Annotated in this window: 12 protein-coding genes and 2 pseudogenes; 6 read left to right on the top strand and 8 right to left on the bottom strand. The window is 63.0% G+C overall.

The features are described from left to right. Positions 1-66: 66 nt before the first annotated feature. A complete protein-coding gene (locus tag BKA16_RS23405; RefSeq protein ID WP_183373385.1) occupies positions 67-753 on the top strand; it encodes a GntR family transcriptional regulator in 687 nt (228 codons plus the stop codon). Between the two features lie 40 nt (positions 754-793). Here BKA16_RS23405 and BKA16_RS23400 read toward each other — a convergent pair. Then, positions 794-1,718 (bottom strand): annotated as a pseudogene (locus tag BKA16_RS23400) (IS5 family transposase). Between the two features lie 245 nt (positions 1,719-1,963). Here BKA16_RS23400 and BKA16_RS23395 point away from each other — a divergent pair. Further along, positions 1,964-3,129, top strand: a protein-coding gene (locus BKA16_RS23395; protein ID WP_183369779.1) for an IS3 family transposase whose coding sequence is annotated in 2 segments (ribosomal slippage) — positions 1,964-2,248 and positions 2,251-3,129 — 1,164 coding nt in all. Because the reading frame shifts where the segments join, the coding sequence is not laid out codon by codon here. A 24-nt stretch (positions 3,130-3,153) separates the two neighbouring features. On the opposite strand, the gene BKA16_RS23390 is transcribed toward BKA16_RS23395, so the two are convergent. The 6 genes from BKA16_RS23390 to BKA16_RS23365 all read right to left on the bottom strand — a co-directional run bounded on the left by BKA16_RS23390 (position 3,154) and on the right by BKA16_RS23365 (position 8,262). Continuing rightward, a complete protein-coding gene (locus BKA16_RS23390) occupies positions 3,154-3,366 on the bottom strand; it encodes a hypothetical protein (protein WP_183373384.1) in 213 nt (70 codons plus the stop codon). Between the two features lie 489 nt (positions 3,367-3,855). After that, the gene (locus tag BKA16_RS23385; RefSeq protein ID WP_183373383.1) at positions 3,856-4,191 is read right to left on the bottom strand and encodes a hypothetical protein; all 336 of its coding nucleotides are present in this window, start codon (positions 4,189-4,191) and stop codon (positions 3,856-3,858) included. After that, positions 4,188-4,964, bottom strand: a complete 777-nt coding sequence (locus BKA16_RS23380) for a ParA family protein (RefSeq protein ID WP_183373382.1) — start codon at positions 4,962-4,964, stop codon at positions 4,188-4,190. The genes BKA16_RS23385 and BKA16_RS23380 overlap by 4 nt, the downstream gene beginning before the upstream one ends. A 195-nt stretch (positions 4,965-5,159) precedes the next feature. After that, positions 5,160-6,134 (bottom strand): helix-turn-helix domain-containing protein, encoded by a 975-nt coding sequence (locus BKA16_RS23375; protein ID WP_183373381.1) that lies wholly within the window; start codon positions 6,132-6,134, stop codon positions 5,160-5,162. A 451-nt stretch (positions 6,135-6,585) separates the two neighbouring features. Next, the gene (locus BKA16_RS23370; protein ID WP_183373380.1) at positions 6,586-6,798 is read right to left on the bottom strand and encodes a hypothetical protein; all 213 of its coding nucleotides are present in this window, start codon (positions 6,796-6,798) and stop codon (positions 6,586-6,588) included. Between the two features lie 298 nt (positions 6,799-7,096). Continuing rightward, positions 7,097-8,262, bottom strand: a protein-coding gene (locus BKA16_RS23365; protein ID WP_183369779.1) for an IS3 family transposase whose coding sequence is annotated in 2 segments (ribosomal slippage) — positions 7,097-7,975 and positions 7,978-8,262 — 1,164 coding nt in all. Because the reading frame shifts where the segments join, the coding sequence is not laid out codon by codon here. Here BKA16_RS23365 and BKA16_RS23360 point away from each other — a divergent pair. The 3 genes from BKA16_RS23360 (at position 8,255) to BKA16_RS23350 (ending at position 10,032) form a co-directional block, all read left to right on the top strand. Continuing rightward, positions 8,255-9,118, top strand: a complete 864-nt coding sequence (locus BKA16_RS23360; RefSeq protein WP_281378513.1) for a type IV secretory system conjugative DNA transfer family protein — start codon at positions 8,255-8,257, stop codon at positions 9,116-9,118. The two genes, BKA16_RS23365 and BKA16_RS23360, sit on opposite strands and share 8 nt — an antisense overlap. Next, positions 9,115-9,693, top strand: coding sequence for a hypothetical protein (locus BKA16_RS23355; RefSeq protein WP_183373378.1), 579 nt, complete (start codon positions 9,115-9,117; stop codon positions 9,691-9,693). The genes BKA16_RS23360 and BKA16_RS23355 overlap by 4 nt, the downstream gene beginning before the upstream one ends. A 93-nt stretch (positions 9,694-9,786) precedes the next feature. Then, complete coding sequence (locus tag BKA16_RS23350) at positions 9,787-10,032, top strand: hypothetical protein (protein ID WP_183373377.1); 246 nt, start codon at positions 9,787-9,789, stop codon at positions 10,030-10,032. A gap of 322 nt (positions 10,033-10,354) precedes the next feature. Here the strand turns inward: BKA16_RS23350 and BKA16_RS23345 are convergent, their stop codons facing one another. Continuing rightward, positions 10,355-10,870, bottom strand: coding sequence for a hypothetical protein (locus tag BKA16_RS23345; RefSeq protein ID WP_343067644.1), 516 nt, complete (start codon positions 10,868-10,870; stop codon positions 10,355-10,357). Positions 10,871-11,088: 218 nt separating this feature from the next. On the opposite strand from BKA16_RS23345, the pseudogene BKA16_RS23340 reads away from it, so the two are divergent. After that, positions 11,089-12,336, top strand: a pseudogene (locus tag BKA16_RS23340) (IS256 family transposase). Positions 12,337-12,344 lie beyond the last annotated feature (8 nt).

The following is a 12,344-nucleotide window of genomic DNA, read 5'->3' as shown; positions in this document are numbered from 1 at the left end:
CAGCTCAGAGCCGTACTTTCGATTTTCGTTTTGCTATAGTGGGACTTCGCCAATCGGAAGGATGACGTGGCCGGAAAACTTGCTGCTGTTCAGGCGGGATCAACACTGGCCGAACGCACGTACCAAGCTCTACGCGACAGCATCGAACTCGGCCGCCTCCTGCCAGGCGAGCGCATCACCGAGCGCGCGCTCGCCAGCAGCCTGGGCGTGAGCCCAACCCCCGTACGAGAAGCTATACGGCGCCTTGAACAGGAACGCCTCATCGAGCGCACAGGCCCGCGAACCGTGCGGGTCTCACAACCGACGACCGAGACCCTTCATGAACTCGCATACACCGAAGCATGCCTGCGGGCGATCGCCGCCCGATTCGCAACCACGAAGATCTCAGACTCGGAGGTCGACCACCTTCAGCAGGTTGTCGACCGAATGGAGAAGGCCGCAACGGCAGGAGAAACACGGGAGGTATTGCGGCTCGCAAGTGAGTTCGATCAGAAGCTGCAAGATGCAAGCGGCAACGAAATCATCACCGCGCTGGCCGCCAATGTCACCGCGTTCGGACCATCCCGACGATGGCGAGCAGTCAACGAGATCGTTCAGCACGACCAAACCACCATGATGAAGCGCCTGGACGACCACCGCGCAATTCTCGATGCGTTACGCGCCAAGGATGCAGACAGGGTCGAGCACACTGTGCGGCAACACATTATGTCCGCAGCAGACTACTTCATCACGGCAGCGGTGCCCGAATCGTAAGATTCCGGTCGGTGATCAGTCACCCGTTCGCATCCCGCAGCTAGGGCGTGTCTCCCAAATGCTGTAGCCAGTTGAGGATGGCGTTCAAAGTGACGCCGGCGCGGTAGGTGATCGCGAGTTTGTCGTAGCGGGTGGCCAGTCCCCGCCATTGCTTGGACCAGGCGAAGGAGCGCTCGACAACATTTCGGTCCTTGTAGCGTTCGGCGTCGAACGACGGTGGACGGCCACCATTGCGGCCGCGTTTCTTGCGAGAGTTGACCTGGGTGGACTTCTCCGGGATCACCACTGCGATCTGCTTGCCTCGCAGGATGGTCCGGTTGACGCCAGTCGCATAAGCCTTATCAGCCAGGACCGCGTCCGGGCGAGTCCGCGGCCGACCGGCACCGATCCGCGGAACGTAGATATCGGCGAGGACCTCGGCGAGCATCGCCCCGTCGTTACGTTGACCACCGGTCACGATGTTCACCAACGGTCGTCCCCGGCCGTCCACGGCGCGATGAATTTTCGTGGTCAACCCGCCCCGCGACCTACCGATCCCGTGACCTGCGGGTTCACCTCCGTCAAGGGCGAGGTTCTTGTGATTCGATGCTGCCCCCTGTGTCCTGATCCGGGCGCGGGGTGTTTGTCGCATGCTGATGCGCACGCGCGATCGTCGCATCCACTGACAGGTTCCAGTCGATCCGCCCAGCCGCATCAGCCTCGGCGAGCACGTGTGCCAACACACGGTCCCACGTACCGTCCTGGGCGTAGCGGCGATGCCGCTTCCACACCGTCTGCCACGGCCCGAACACCTCACGAGGCAAGTCCCGCCACGGAATACCCGTCCGGTACCGATAGGCAATGCCCTCGACCACTCGCCGATGATCACCAAACGGCCGCGCTGCTCTACCCACATTCGACGGCAACAGTGGTTCGATCCGCGCCCACTGCTCATCGGTGAAGACCTGATACCTCGAAGACGTCATCGCCACCGAAACAGCATGCCCGCCAAGCACCCCCACACTTAGGAGACACGCCCTAGAGGTCGCACAGCAACCAAGCGAGTTAGCGCTCAGCGTGGACTGGGCGCCACTCCCAGGAGGACCGGATCGGCGAGCACTAGTCCATCAAATGTCAGGATTAGCGGACACTCGTTCGATCGGGGCTGGTGCACGAGTTGGTGACATCTGATCTGGCTTGCCCTGCCGGGGCGGCCTGGAAGGATGTTGTTGTGCCCAAGCCCTATCCCCAGGAGTTCCGCGACGACGTTGTTCGCGTCGCTCAGAATCGTGAAGACGGTGTGACGCTCGAGCAGATCGCCGCCGACTTCGGTATCCATCCCATGACGTTGCAGAAGTGGATTCGCAAGGCCGACGTGGAGGCCGGGATCAAGCCCGGCACGACCGCCGCGGCATCCCAGGAGCTCCGGGAGGCCAAGCGGCGTGTGCGACTGCTGGAGCAGGAGAACGAGGTCCTGCGCCGCGCTGCTGCCTACCTGTCCCAGGCGAATCTGCCGGGAAAAGGTGGTACCCGCTCGTGAGCGAGCTCGCCGCTGACGGCATCCCCGTCACGGTGGCGTGCCGGGTACTCAAGATCGCTCGTCAGCCCTACTACCGATGGCTCAAGAACCCGGTCACCGATGCCGAACTCGCCGAGGCGTACCGGGCCAACGCCCTGTTCGACGCGCACCGAGAGGATCCGGAATTCGGCTACCGCTACCTGGCCGATGAAGCTGAGACCGCGGGCGAGAAGATGTGCCGGCGCACCGCCTGGCGAATCTGCTCAACCGGTGGCTGGACCAGTGCCATCAGCAAGAAGGGCCGCGGCAAGCATCGCAAGGCCGGCCCACCCGTGCACGACGATCTCGTCGAGCGAGACTTCGCCGCCGTGGGCCCGAACGAGCTGTGGCTCACCGACATCACCGAGCACTGGACGGCGGCGGGAAAGCTGTACCTGTGCGCGATCAAGGACGTCTATTCGGGCCGCATCGTCGGGTATTCGATCGACTCCAGGATGAAGTCCTGCCTGGCCGTGGCCGCACTGAACAGCGCCGTCGCCAGGCGGGGCGACGTCACAGGCTGCGTCCTACACAGCGATAGAGGATCTCAATTTCGCTCGAAGAAGATGCAGAAGGCTATCACCCGGCACGGCATGCTCGGGTCGATGGGAAGGGTCGGCGCTGCCGGGGACAACGCGGCCATGGAGAGCTTCTTTTCACTGCTACAGAACAACGTCCTCGACCGCCGATCCTGGGCCACCAGAGACGAGCTCCGGGCCGCCATCGTGCACTGGATCGAACGCACCTACCACCGCCGCAGACGACAAGACCGCCTCGGCAGATTGACCCCCATCGAATTCGAGACAATCATCAACCACGAGGCCCCTCAGGCCGCGTGACTAACCGTGTCACCTAACCGTGCATCAGCCCCCTTCGTTCTCTGTGGTCGAGAACTGTGACGTGATCGGGAACCACTGCGCCTGGCCGAGCTCGTCGCTGACGACCACCCTAATCGCGGTCGGGCCGCCGGGCGGTCGCACGATCGCGATGCAGTTCGACACCGGGCGCCGTCGGCGGCCGCGGTTGGACTTGCGGTCGATCACTCCCCCACCTGCTGTCTCTACATCTTCGGTCACAGATCTTCCTTTCTGCGGACAGCTTCTGGCTGTACCCACACCGGGACTTGTATCCCGGTTCGGCCGTTCGCGCTGCGTAGTTCGATGTGCACTATCGCCCTCCACTGGCCGTCTGAAGGTCGCACTGCCGTAAGTAAGTACCCGTCCACGGCCGGTTCGACGCGGATACCGGCGGCACGCACGCGCAGACTCGGATGCGTGGGCGAGGAGCTGTAGCCTGGCTGTCCGATAACAGGGTCGATCGAGCGCATGGAGATCGATACCGGCTCCGGCGGATCGTAGAGATGGATGACCCTGCTTCCGGTCTCCCACTGCAAACGAAGCGGTGGCCCGGTCTGCGACGAGATGCCACGGACCGGGCCACCACCTTGCTTCTCATTCACCTACACACTGTATCGAACACCCATTCGATTAGTCAGGTACGCGAGCGCCGCGTTAGCGCAGTTCTATACCTAAGTGGACTGAACATACCAAGGGTAGCTAGGGAAGCTAGCCACGCTTGAGGTCGTGTTTGTCGATGTATTCGAGGATCGCCGCATCGATCACTGATTGGATGCTGGCTTTCGATCCGCTGCGGTACTCGTGAACGATGATGGCTTCCCCTAGAGCACGCCTGGTACTCGGCCGCATCTTGGTGTTGAGCTGATCGCTGAACCGCTCTACCTCTCCCCCGCCGTCCGACGGGACCTCGGCAGTTGAGTACGGGCGCATCGGCTCTTGATGCCCAGGAGCGCTACGTGCGGGTTCGGCGCCAGGGCGTTCAGGAAGATCCTCTGCTGGATGCTTGGTGATGCGCGAAATTGCAGGCTTGCGTTCGACGGTCATGCTGAGACCTCCTGTCGAAGTTCCTGGAGGAGATCGTCGTACGCGACTTGAAGGCGGAGCGACTTCCCTCCTTTGTGCTTGTGTATCGGCGTTCGGGCGCTATGCGCGTCCTGGCGTGCGGCGAGGTCCGGGATGACCGTCCTGGCGACGAGATCGCCAAACTCGGAGCGAAGCTCGCCCTCACGGAACGAGTGCTCACCTGTCCCCCGCTTTCGGCTGACGACGATCTTGTCGAACGCGAGGCTCGGGTTCGGCCGTCGGCGAACTAACTCGATTGTCTCTGACAGCTTCACAACGCCGTCGACGGCGTCGATGGTCGGCTCTGTCACCGCGACAACGCCGTCGGCAGCACAGAGGACTGAGAATAGAATCTTGCCCAGCGAGGGTGGGCAGTCAAATAGAACGAGTCCGTAGCTGCTCAGGTCCACCCCTTCGAACGCGATGTCAAGGCGGAAAATCAGGTCGTTTGACCCGTCCGACTCGATATTTGCGAGCTGGGAATCAGTCGGGATCAGGTCAACGTGATCCCACTCGGTTGCCACGATAGCCTCGGCAGCTCTTCCCGTTTGGGTTGAGTTCATGAGGTCGAAAGTCGTCAACTGTCCCTCCTCGAGGCTCGCGGACAGTCCGTTGGTGCTGTTTCCCTGGGGGTCGGCATCCACGACCAGCACGTCAATACCTTGGGCTGCAGCAGCGGACGCAAGCCCTAAGGTCGTCGCGGTTTTACCGACGCCTCCCTTTTGGTTTGCAAAAGCAATCTTGCGTGGCTGCATTACCGATGCCTCCTTCTAGTTTGAATCGCTACTCAATCGAGGCTCGCTCGACGGGCTATGGCAGACACTCTAGCGTACCTAGGTACAGATGCAATAATAGGTGTGCTAGCTACGCTAGCTATATTCATTTTCCCAGGCAGCCGAGTGAGTCGGGGCACAATAGCTAGGTTAGCTAGCTAAGATAGTACAGCTAAGTTAGTGACTGCATCGGACGACAGGCTCGGCTTCAAGTCCAGAATCATCGATGATCCAGCCGTACTCGCTGCATCGTCGGCATCCTGCGATCAATGTGCGCCGAGCCTGGGCCTCAGTCTCTTGGGCGAGGATGGCGGCTGCGGGTCGGTCGTCGAGGTTGTCCTTACCGTGCCATTTGAGGATGCCGGCGAGGAGTTTGATGGGGTGGTGTGGGTCGGTGGCGATCCAGTGTCCGGTGATGCCTCGGTAGTCGCGGATGAGTTGGTTGATGTCGGCTGATACCCAGTTGTGGGCTGCTGGTGCGGTCAGCAGTGGTGCCCAGCCTTTGGCCGAGTGTCGGTGTGCCCAGCGCGGTGTTTGTGGGTCTGAGAGCCAGTGAGCGGCGAGTTTGACCGCTTGTGGATCGACTGCACGATGTTTCCGCTTCGACCCAGCCCTTTCGTCGGTGCTGTCGCGCGGAGCGCGGCGCTTTTCTTCACAGGCGGAGCCTGTGTCGTGCTCTAGTGAGTGAAATCTTTCGTGAGATAGGGCCCTAAAGGGACCCCTTCGGGGATGGGGTGTCACCGACTTGTTCGGGCGGGGATCGAGGCGTTCTTTGAGCTGGTTGACCTGTGGATTACGGGGCGGGTGCAGCGCCCACACTGACGCCCATCCGCGACCTTTGTCGCGGACGCGCCAGGAGGCCATGCGTTCGCGGTAGGTGCGTTGGCGGCCGCGCATGATTTCGGTGGCTAGGCCGAGGGCTCGCATGAGGCGGGTAGCGCGTTGGATGACGGCTTTGGATAGTCCGGTGATGGCCTGGAGGGTGGCGACCGCTGGGCGGCTGCCTCGTCCGTTGGTCCAGTCGGCGAAGTGTGCGCGGGCTGCGCAGACGGCGCGGAAGGCTTTGCGGCTGACGCCGCCGCGGCCGTGGACGTCGCAGACCAGGGGACGGACGGTCCGGTAGTGGAGTTGGTAGGCGATGTCGGCTTTCATGAGCCAGTCGATGTCGGTGGTCCAGCACGCGATGCCTTGGTGTGCGTCTGGGGGGAGTGCGAGCGTCGAGGGTCGGTGGATGCCGAGTGAGCGCAGCAGGTACGGCCCGGTGCGTATCTGCCCGCGGCGGCGGAGGAGCGGCGAGGACCCGCGGTAGAGGCGGGTGCCGCACGCACGCGCGTAGAGGGCAGCCGAGCGAGGCCCCGACACCGGCATAGGGCGGGGTAGGGGAGTGGTGGTGTCGACGTCGACCACAAGGGTCGAGCGCGCCGTCGACGACACGCCGCCACGCAAATATGTGGCTACGGTTGAAACAGCATCAGGGTGCGCGCTACCCTGAGACCAGTCCGCCAAGACTGTCCCTTCGGGGTAGCTAGTCTGGGTTGCAGCCCAGACTCGATCTAATTTTCACGAGTTCCTCCGGTTTGCCCGACCGGAGGAACTCGTATTTCTAAGCTGTTAGTTGAAAGTCGAGCTCCTCCTGCTTTTTGAGTCGGTTGGGAATCAGATCAACTTGGTCAGCCCCCTGCGCGATGAGCAGGGTAATCCAGTCTGTGAGGCTCATCCCAGCATCGGCTGCGCCTTGCCGTGCTGCAGACTTGACCGCCTCTGGAACACGGAAACTCATATGTGCTGTATGGGTCTTCACCCTCGGGTCTGCCATTATCTTCCTCCTCCAAGCAGTAGCTTGCACTACAACTTGCCCAGGATTAGTGACCGACACGCCGGTGGCAGTGTGAAGGACTCGAACTTTTGGGGAGACCCCGCGGTGCGACGGTGTTGCGGTGCGCGATGATGGCGGCCGCGATCGACGGCCGGTCGTTGATGGAGGTTCGTCAGTGGATAAGCACGATGGACGTTGCCCAGCCGTATCAGATCCTGGCCGCGCACTATCCCGAATGGGCCAGCGACCTACGCAATCTGATGGACGGGGCTGATGCACGGTTAGGTGACACGGTTAGTCACGCGGCCTGAGGGGCCTCGTGGTTGATGATTGTCTCGAATTCGATGGGGGTCAATCTGCCGAGGCGGTCTTGTCGTCTGCGGCGGTGGTAGGTGCGTTCGATCCAGTGCACGATGGCGGCCCGGAGCTCGTCTCTGGTGGCCCAGGATCGGCGGTCGAGGACGTTGTTCTGTAGCAGTGAAAAGAAGCTCTCCATGGCCGCGTTGTCCCCGGCAGCGCCGACCCTTCCCATCGACCCGAGCATGCCGTGCCGGGTGATAGCCTTCTGCATCTTCTTCGAGCGAAATTGAGATCCTCTATCGCTGTGTAGGACGCAGCCTGTGACGTCGCCCCGCCTGGCGACGGCGCTGTTCAGTGCGGCCACGGCCAGGCAGGACTTCATCCTGGAGTCGATCGAATACCCGACGATGCGGCCCGAATAGACGTCCTTGATCGCGCACAGGTACAGCTTTCCCGCCGCCGTCCAGTGCTCGGTGATGTCGGTGAGCCACAGCTCGTTCGGGCCCACGGCGGCGAAGTCTCGCTCGACGAGATCGTCGTGCACGGGTGGGCCGGCCTTGCGATGCTTGCCGCGGCCCTTCTTGCTGATGGCACTGGTCCAGCCACCGGTTGAGCAGATTCGCCAGGCGGTGCGCCGGCACATCTTCTCGCCCGCGGTCTCAGCTTCATCGGCCAGGTAGCGGTAGCCGAATTCCGGATCCTCTCGGTGCGCGTCGAACAGGGCGTTGGCCCGGTACGCCTCGGCGAGTTCGGCATCGGTGACCGGGTTCTTGAGCCATCGGTAGTAGGGCTGACGAGCGATCTTGAGTACCCGGCACGCCACCGTGACGGGGATGCCGTCAGCGGCGAGCTCGCTCACGAGCGGGTACCACCTTTTCCCGGCAGATTCGCCTGGGACAGGTAGGCAGCAGCGCGGCGCAGGACCTCGTTCTCCTGCTCCAGCAGTCGCACACGCCGCTTGGCCTCCCGGAGCTCCTGGGATGCCGCGGCGGTCGTGCCGGGCTTGATCCCGGCCTCCACGTCGGCCTTGCGAATCCACTTCTGCAACGTCATGGGATGGATACCGAAGTCGGCGGCGATCTGCTCGAGCGTCACACCGTCTTCACGATTCTGAGCGACGCGAACAACGTCGTCGCGGAACTCCTGGGGATAGGGCTTGGGCACAACAACATCCTTCCAGGCCGCCCCGGCAGGGCAAGCCAGATCAGATGTCACCAACTCGTGCACCAGCCCCGACTCGCAGTCCTCATCGGTCTCGGATGTGTTCTCCACCGCGACCACGATGCTCGACCCCCTCGCTGACCCGGCGATCCGCCGCATGGTCGACGTCCCGGCCGACCAATCCATCGACCTGGAAGCGTTCGTGCTCGACGGCGCGAACACCCTGTACCTGGCGTGTCAGTCCACTCAACCCAAGGCTGCACCGATCGTCGCGGCTATGACCAGCGAGGTCTACTCGATTCTGGATCTGGCCTCTCAACGAGAGCCGAGCCTGCGCCTTACGGTTCCCGCCCGACTGGTCCTCGACGAGGTCAACAACATCGCGCCGATACCGGACCTGCCCGGGAAAATGACCGACTCCGGCGGCCGCGGTATCAGTATCTGGGCGTTCGCACACAACCGGATCCAGAACATCAAACGGTGGGGCCAATATGCCGGTGAAGAGTTCACGATCAACGCACCGAACCGGATGATTCTGCCGGGCCTGGGCGACATCGACGAACTCGAATCGGTCTCGCGTCTGTTCGGGACCTGGATGGAGCCGCAATCAGAGCGGCCCGGTGATGTCCGCGAACGACGAGTGCTCAGTCCCCAAGAGATCCGCGAACTCCCGGAAGATCAAGCCTTGATGATCTACCGGAACACCCGTCCGGTCATCGTGCACCTGCCGACCGTGTGGGACCGACCCGAGCACGCTGCGGCGGTCACCGACTCGACCGCTCTGTTCGAGCACATCCGCGCTACCGGCAACACTGACGCTGACCTGGCGGATCTGAGGACGGCAGGACAGCTGCGATGAGCATTGACGACATCGATGTCGACCAGATGCGTGCCGACGTGTTCCGGCCGTCTCGATTCTGTTGGGACAGTCTCGACCGGGTCGCCGCGGCGCGTCTGTGGGACGAGCTCGTACGGTGGGTCGACTGGCTGCGCTACCGCTACGAGATCATCGAGAAGATCCCGCCCTGCTGGTACCGCCACCCGCGCCTGGTCGAGGAGCTGACCGCGCTGATGACCGCGCACCGAGCTGCCTACACACAGATCCACGCCGAGGGGAAGACCGGACGCCCGTACTGGCCCGACATGGCCTCCTGGCACACCCAGTACCTACGGCCGTTCCTGGCGATCGTCCGCGACTTCGGTATAGCAAGCTGCGATATCAACCAGTGCCGCAAACTCGACGCCCCGCCCTACCGCGGCCTCCCACCCGAACTCGGCGACTGGATCGACACCGACCTCGCACAACGACGCGAACCTGCACCAGCTGCGCCTGGGCCGGTCGAGGAGCCCTCGATCGCACCAGGACAGATGAATGAACTCATGATCGCGGGGAAGGCACGCCCTGCCCGAGTCGACGAGGGCGAGCCCCGCTGAATGCTTCCTCGTCGACGAGCGGTGGTGGACCTTCGATCCCGACTCCGACGAGTTCGTTCCCGCCCTACTCGATCCTGACCAGGAGGACCTACCATGACCGGCCAGATGCAGGTCAATCCAAGCATCGGAACCGATTGGACGCCGTTCTTCGACCTAGGGGCGTTGGCGGTGATCGTCGCGCTCTGCGTCATGGTGTTGATGGTGGCGCTCGTGCGGCTGCGATCTGACCGCCGCCGCTGGAACGCACTCCGGCGACGAGCCGACATACGTCGGCTGCCCGGCGGAGACCTGCATTATCTCCCCTCCGCGCAGCGCGAGCAGCGCAGTGACCTGACCTGATCGCGGCGGCGCGGTCAGTCGCGCCATCTCAGACCAGCGGTTTCCCTCTGCCGGACCCGGAAGGGTTCGGGTGCCCCAGAGGGCAGCCGCTCCCCGACGGCAGGAGGAACGGCCCCGGGCCGACGGTCACTGTTGTTCCCCGCCCGGAACAGCGACCGTATGCCCGGCACGCCTTCCTCCTGCCGTCACCACTTGTGCACTGTTGAACAAGTCCCCGAGTGGGCGCTATGATGTTGGTGCCCAGGCAGTAGCCTTCGGGAAGTGACCCGGCAGCCATCCGGACGGTTGGTGAGCCGGGTTTCGCGCATTCTGGACCAGTCGTCTACACCTCACGCACAGCTTTGATCAGTGGCTGAACGCGGCCGCGCCATTGCCGGTCCTTCGTGTAACACCAGGCAACGGCGTCGGAGATCCACAGTCCGGGTTCTTCGTGCGGGCGTCGTAGATCGTAGGACAGATTCGGTACTCCGTGATCATGCACGGCACGGTAGAGCGTTGCCCGGTCGGCGGCGGCGGCGGGATCATCACGTTCGATGATGAGTTGCGTGGCGTTGGCGGCGGCGAGGTCGGCGACGACAGCAGCCAGCGCGGCCGCGCGGGCAACGCGTGGGTCGCGATCGCGCGCCTTGTAGATCGTTACCTCAACGTCGAGTGTGCACAGCATCGAGCAGATCGCACGTCGACGAGAGTCCGACTCCTTGGTGAAGTGGATGCGACGCTGCCCCTTCATGCGCAGGTCGTTGAGCGCGCGGCGGGTCGCGGCAAGGTCTGCCGGGTTGACGACCGTGCACGCCACTAACAGTCCCTTGACTTTCGACTCGTCGACAAACCCAATCACCACGACACCTTCCAGAGCGGTTTCATTCGCACATGAGGTTACGACGCGGGTTTCCGCGCCCCGGTCAGCCGCGGGAGCATGTGAGCCGTTGACGAGCGGTGCGACTGCATGTGGCGGCCCTGGTTGGGGACTGTACGAAAAACGGTGTGTGAGGATCCGGCCTGATCCGAAAGGAGATGGCCGTGTCTGACACGACCGATGTCGTCGTTGACGAGGAGATGATGATTGATCCCGTGACCGGAGAGATCATCGATCAGAAAGAACTCGCAGAACGTCTGCTCGCGCAAGCACGAGAACAGGGCGTAAGCCTGACCGGGCCGGGCGGCCTGCTCAGCCAACTCACGAAGAACGTGCTCGAGACCGCGCTGGAAGCGGAACTGACCGAGCATCTCGGTCACGACCACGGCGGCACCCCGATCGGCGAGAACATGCGCAACGGGACCCAGACGAAGACTGTGCTGACGGAGATCGGCCCGGTCGAGATCGAGGTGCCCAGGGACCGGGACGGGTCGTTCGAGCCGGTCATCGTCCCCAAGCGTAAGTGACGGCTGGACGGTGTCGATCAGATCGTGCTGTCATTGACCGCTCGGGGGTTGACGACCGGGGAGATCGCCGCGCACTTCGACGAGGTCTATGGGCGAAGGTCTCCAAGGACACGATCAGCAGGATCACGGAGAAAGCCACGGGCGAGCTCGCCGAATGGTCTTCCCGCCTGTTGGATCTGATCTATCCGGTGATCTTTGTCGATGCGATCGTGGTGAGGGTTCGTGATGGGCAGGTCCGCAACACGGCGTTCTACGTCGTCATGGGTGTGACCGTGAACGGGGAACGCGAGATCCTGGGGATCTGGGCCGGTGAGGGGGCGGAGGGCGCGAGGTTCTGGTTGCAGGTGTTCACCGAGTTGAAGAACCGCGGTGTCGAGGACGTCCTGATCGCAGTCCGCGACGGGCTGAAGGGACTCTCCGAGGCGATCAACACCACGTGGGAGCAGACGGTTGTGCAGCAGTGCATCGTGCACCTCATTCGTAACAGCTTCCGTTACGCTGGCCGGCAGCATCGGGACGCAATCGTGAAGGCGATCAAGCCGGTTGCACGGCCCCGTCCGAGGCTGCGGCGAAAGACCGGTTCGCCGAGTGGGGCGACCGGTATCCCGCGATCGTGCAGCTCTGGCGCAACAGTTGGGCGGAGTTCGTGCCGTTCCTTGAGTACGACGTCGAGATCGAGATCCGCCGGGTGATCTCCCGCGACCAACGCGATCGAGTCGATCAACGCCCGTTACCGGCGAGCCGTCCGTGCCCGTGGACACTTCCCCAACGAGGCCGCCGCGCTGAAATGCCTGTATCTCGTGACGAGGTCGCTTGCCCCGACCGGCGGGGGGCAGGGCACGCTGGGTGATCAGGTGGAAGCCCGCACTGAACGCGTTCGCGATCACCTTCGCCGGACGGTTCGAAAGAACCACCCACTGATGAAGACT

Source organism: Gordonia humi (assembly GCF_014197435.1).
In the GTDB taxonomy this organism is placed as follows: Bacteria; Actinomycetota; Actinomycetes; order Mycobacteriales; family Mycobacteriaceae; genus Gordonia; species Gordonia humi.
This window is presented reverse-complemented; position numbering and strand designations above follow the sequence as displayed.

Bases quoted from the DNA above. Each gene is read 5' to 3' on its own strand.
- BKA16_RS23385 (WP_183373383.1), bottom strand. From the start codon at position 4,191: ATGACCGTCGAACGCAAGCCTGCAATTTCGCGCATCACCAAGCATCCA.
- BKA16_RS23380 (WP_183373382.1), bottom strand. From the start codon at position 4,964: ATGCAGCCACGCAAGATTGCTTTTGCAAACCAAAAGGGAGGCGTCGGT.
- BKA16_RS23375 (WP_183373381.1), bottom strand. From the start codon at position 6,134: ATGAAAGCCGACATCGCCTACCAACTCCACTACCGGACCGTCCGTCCC.
- BKA16_RS23370 (WP_183373380.1), bottom strand. From the start codon at position 6,798: ATGGCAGACCCGAGGGTGAAGACCCATACAGCACATATGAGTTTCCGT.
- BKA16_RS23355 (WP_183373378.1), top strand. From the start codon at position 9,115: ATGAGCATTGACGACATCGATGTCGACCAGATGCGTGCCGACGTGTTC.
- BKA16_RS23350 (WP_183373377.1), top strand. From the start codon at position 9,787: ATGACCGGCCAGATGCAGGTCAATCCAAGCATCGGAACCGATTGGACG.